The sequence below is a fragment of the Salinisphaera sp. G21_0 genome, assembly GCF_017744115.1.
Classification (GTDB): domain Bacteria; phylum Pseudomonadota; class Gammaproteobacteria; order Pseudomonadales; family Endozoicomonadaceae; genus Endozoicomonas.
Map to the genome: position 1 here is coordinate 1 of NZ_JAGHQW010000123.1, position 4,139 is coordinate 4,139.

At 46.1% G+C, this 4,139-nt stretch carries 3 protein-coding genes; all 3 read right to left on the minus strand.

Annotation, left to right across the window (positions count from 1 at the left end):
• On the minus strand, positions 1-504 hold a 504-nt coding region (locus J7439_RS24925), incomplete at its 3' end, for a hypothetical protein (RefSeq protein ID WP_209204756.1).
• A 316-nt stretch (positions 505-820) separates the two neighbouring features.
• Positions 821-1,303 carry a hypothetical protein gene (locus J7439_RS24930; protein ID WP_209204757.1) on the minus strand — a complete coding sequence of 161 codons (483 nt, stop codon included), beginning with the start codon at positions 1,301-1,303 and terminating at the stop codon, positions 821-823.
• 484 nt (positions 1,304-1,787) lie between these two features.
• The coding region (locus J7439_RS24935; RefSeq protein WP_209204758.1) for a hypothetical protein at positions 1,788-4,139 on the minus strand (2,352 nt) is incomplete at its 5' end.

A 4,139-nucleotide genomic window follows, 5' to 3' on the forward strand; every position in this document is an offset into this window, starting at 1 on the left:
ATTTTGCTGGCTTACAGAAAATTCTGAAATTGATGTTTCACTGTTAATTTCTGTAGTGAGCGGTACATCCTCCATTGGTACTGGCATATCCTGCACCATCTCTGAGGTATGCTCATTGCCAGTTAACAGCCTGTTGTCGCTGGCTGTTGGTAGATTTATTGATATGCCCTCCCCCACAAGCGTGGAAGCTGCGTCAGCAGACATGCCCGAGTCAGTCTCCATTGGCTCCGGATTACCCTGAACCGAAGTCGAAGAAAAGCGCTCAATACACGAGTTATTGCCAGTAACACGCCTGAGCTTTATGGGGGGAATGGTCCCGGATTCAGATTGCTGTTGATGCGGTGGAAACGCTCCTGTGGCCGTTGTTGTCTGTTCAATCTGGCGGCCTGCGATGCTCCGCTTTCTTTTGTGTTTGCGGCTGGAGGACGGCTCGTCTCTCCCAGCTTCAGTGGATGTTAACCGGGATACAGTATCCGCGGTTGCTGAGGTGAAAGGTGACTGCATGGTTTGTTTGGAGGTCCTCCCTGTTTCCAATTGGAGAATCGTTTGGGAATGACAACGATAGAGTACGACCTTGTCAGCCCGGTAAAGTTCCAGGCAACGGGTATCAGAGAAGCCTTACCTGTTTGGTCAGGCAGACTGGCTGTGGGATGTATTACTGGATAGCGCACCGCTGCCGCTACTCCAGACGAATACACGTCAACTGCCATAGTCTGAAAGCTGACGTATTCATAATTTCTGAAAACATAAGAGAGCCAGCAGCTTTCACTGCTAAGAAAAATCACTATCACCCCCTGAAAGTTCTGACTATCTTGCCAAATCATGATGTGTCAAAAGCTATCTTCTGTGCTTTAGCACCATGGGCAATGGCTTTAAACAAACTGTCCCAGCTATCAATCATTAACGTGAGAAAGAAGCTGGTGATTTTCCTCCATAATCGCTTTCGTGTAGGCTTCACTGGCTTATTTAAAGCCTGTTGGAATTTTGGATAAGACAGTTCCTGAATCTGAGCAACCAGGAATGCCAGAAAAGTAAGGTAGGCAAAATTCGTAGCCAGATGTTTTGCGCCATGACCGTAATTGTGTTCAAGTTGATAGCCTTGATTTTTCAGGGTGTTAAACGTTTCATTTTCAATGCGCCATCTACAACGTCCTCCTCGCATCATGGATTCAACGGTATCATCGGTTAATTCAAGATCGGTTACCCAGCACCAGACATGCTGGTTCCCTTTTTTGTCGATTTCAATGTAATACAGAACATTAACCCGTTCTGTTTCATCCCGAATAAAAGAGGCCAGTACCATCAATAGGAAGCAGATAAAGATCTTGGATGCTGTCAAAACATTCTGACACTGTTTTTATCAAGTAAGAAGCACTGAATTGCCCAGGGCTTACGCATCAGTTAACACTATCAAAATAGGTTAACGCAGTTAAAATTACCGCATAAGGATTATTTTTCAGGATTATTAATCAAAATAGTCATTATTTTAAACGTCTATTGACGCATATATGCGTTTTTTTGACATGCGATTGGTGATTGGTTTGCCTATACGTCACAGATGCCAAGGTCTACCGATTTTTAGCCGTTGGTGCGTAAGCCCTGCTGAATTGCCTGACATTTTTCTGAATAGACGTACCCATGACTGACCCGACGACAACGATTGAGTAACATAATACAATTTCAGTCGAAGAATTGTGCGGGCATGATTTTTTTTTACCTATTCTGCATCTCATGTGGCTGTTGTGCTTCAGGATTCGTCGGGAATTGCTGTAACAACTGGTTTATCCTTATAGGAACTCTTCAAGCCAGTCATGGTTGTTGTTGACCCGTTCTGACCCGGTCGCAAATAAATCAAAATCCGGCGACAATAAATCAAAATCCGATTCCCAAATGTCAATGTCAATTCCGTTCAGTCCAAGAGGGTCTTCTTTTCTGCATTCCAAGGCTGAATGCCAAGCGTTTTGTGTCTGTCTATCCACATCATAATGGTTGATCTTTTGAAGAACACTCATTAACTGCGGAAGTATCATCTCTTTCCGATAGGGTTCCAATAGTTCAAGTTCTCTATTCCCCAATATCGGAAAACGATCCAGCTCTTCCATTGCCGCTTCAAAGGTAAATTTCGGCCCTTGAATGCTCCTGGTGGAATCCTGATCCCAAGGGGATGTCGTGCTTGCAGGAGTTTGTTGCAGAGCGATTGCTGTTACTACGGGTGTTTTTGTTGCCTCAATCTGTACCAACTTTTCAGCCACTGCATTTTTAACGAGCTCAGGAACAACACCCTCATTATCATTTCGGATAACCGGGCTGAGCGCCTTACATAAACTGGTGGTTAGCTGATCGTTGCGGGCATAGTGTTCCAGAGATGACCACACCACTGGCTTTAATGGTTTGTTGTATTTGATGATATTGATGATCATAGAAGGTGACAGCAGAAATGCTACTTTTTCAGGCTTGGCTTTCCTGGTCTCGTTGGTTCTTGTTTTCATTTGGGCCAGTTTAGCCTCAAGCCTGATCGCATAGGGTTCCCGCTTGTCCTGAGGCTTTTCATACCATTGTTCTGTGAATTCGGTTGCCTTGAAAAATGCGGTCAACTGTTCAAGGGTCCAGTTATTTATAACAAAACCGGTGTCAGTGACGGTAAACTCTGGTTTTGGGAGTACAGTCGGTTCACCATCGGGTGGCATGACAGTAAGCTTTTGATTCCTGAATTGATACTCTGTTTGTTTAAGCTCGAACAGTATGGCCGTGATAAAGTGCCACAGGCGTTCCTGGCCCAACATGACGTGATCACCATCAACAACCACGCCTCTTTCATCATCAGTTGACACCCGGTTTGAAAAACAGAGATCCGGGATATTCCCGTGTTCCGGTAGATAATGGTTTATCAGGAGCATTCCTTCCAACAACCGTTGCTGAGTCGCTAACTCCGGAACGGTTTCAGGTTTAGCCTGGTAGTCAAGACAGGCATCCATGAATTGCTGCATTTTCTGTGGCCTGAGTACCCGGTGTAGTCGGTACCACTGTGAGATTGCAGGCACAGTTCTGAATAGCTCGTCCATTCTGTCAGCGTATTTTGCGCGGTTATCTTCGGACTGTCGCCAGAGAATCTCCAGCATCATACGTTTAGATAGCGTGAATTCCCATCGTAGGCCAAGCTGTTGGCGCAGTGGCTGTAATGCATTCCATTGCGCCGGGGTTGGGGCTGGCTTCAGGTTTCTGCACAGTTCAAGGTATTCCTTCCTCTCAGGTTCAGGGAGCTGCGTTAGTGCAAATTTTGTTAAAGCCAGTGGTGCAGGAATGGATAATGCCTTAGTGAGTACTTCATTGCAGCGTGGATCTTCACGATGTTTTTCAATCCAGAACTGGATACCAGTTCCTCCATGGATAGCCAATATCGGCAGCAATGATCTCAGCGCAGCACGAACAGCCACTCTGTTATTTCGTGGACTTTTGTGGGCATTAAGATATTGTTGGAATTCGGCAATTGTCATGTTCCATTTTGCGGACGCAGAAGAGAAGTACAGAGCCAGTGCTTTCATTTGACTTGATTCTAAAAGTGCATCTTCTTCATCACTGCTGTCGCCTCCAATGTCCGTAGAATAACCTTGCTGTTTAAGACATTGGCGGAGTTTGTTCTCATTATCAGTCAGTTTTTCTTCTGAGGGTACTCCAAAGCCTGCAAATAAGCGGCAAGAAAGTTTCAGAAGACTCTTCTTGTCATGCGAGGGTAGCCATTGAATAAAGGCTTGCACTTTCGTCTTTTCCGGTAAGCCTTTGCTATTACACATGGAGGAAATATTGGTGACCAGTGCCCGGTCGAGCGGTTTGCCCTTGACGTCCTCGTCTTTGCCCTCCTGCCAGTCCCCTTTCAAGCAGGGCAGGGTCAGGAAGGCCTTCACGTCCTTATCTTTCGGTAAGCCTTTGCCATTACACATGGAGGAAATATTGGTGACCAGTGCCCGGTCGAGCGGTTTGCCCTTGACGTCCTCGTCCTTACCCTCCTGCCAGTCCTCTTTCAAGCAGGGCAGGGTCAGGAAGGCCTTCACGTCCTTATCTTTCGGTAAGCCTTTGCCATTACACATGGAGGAAATATTGGTGACCAGTGCCCGGTCGAGCGGCTTGCCCTTAACGTCCTC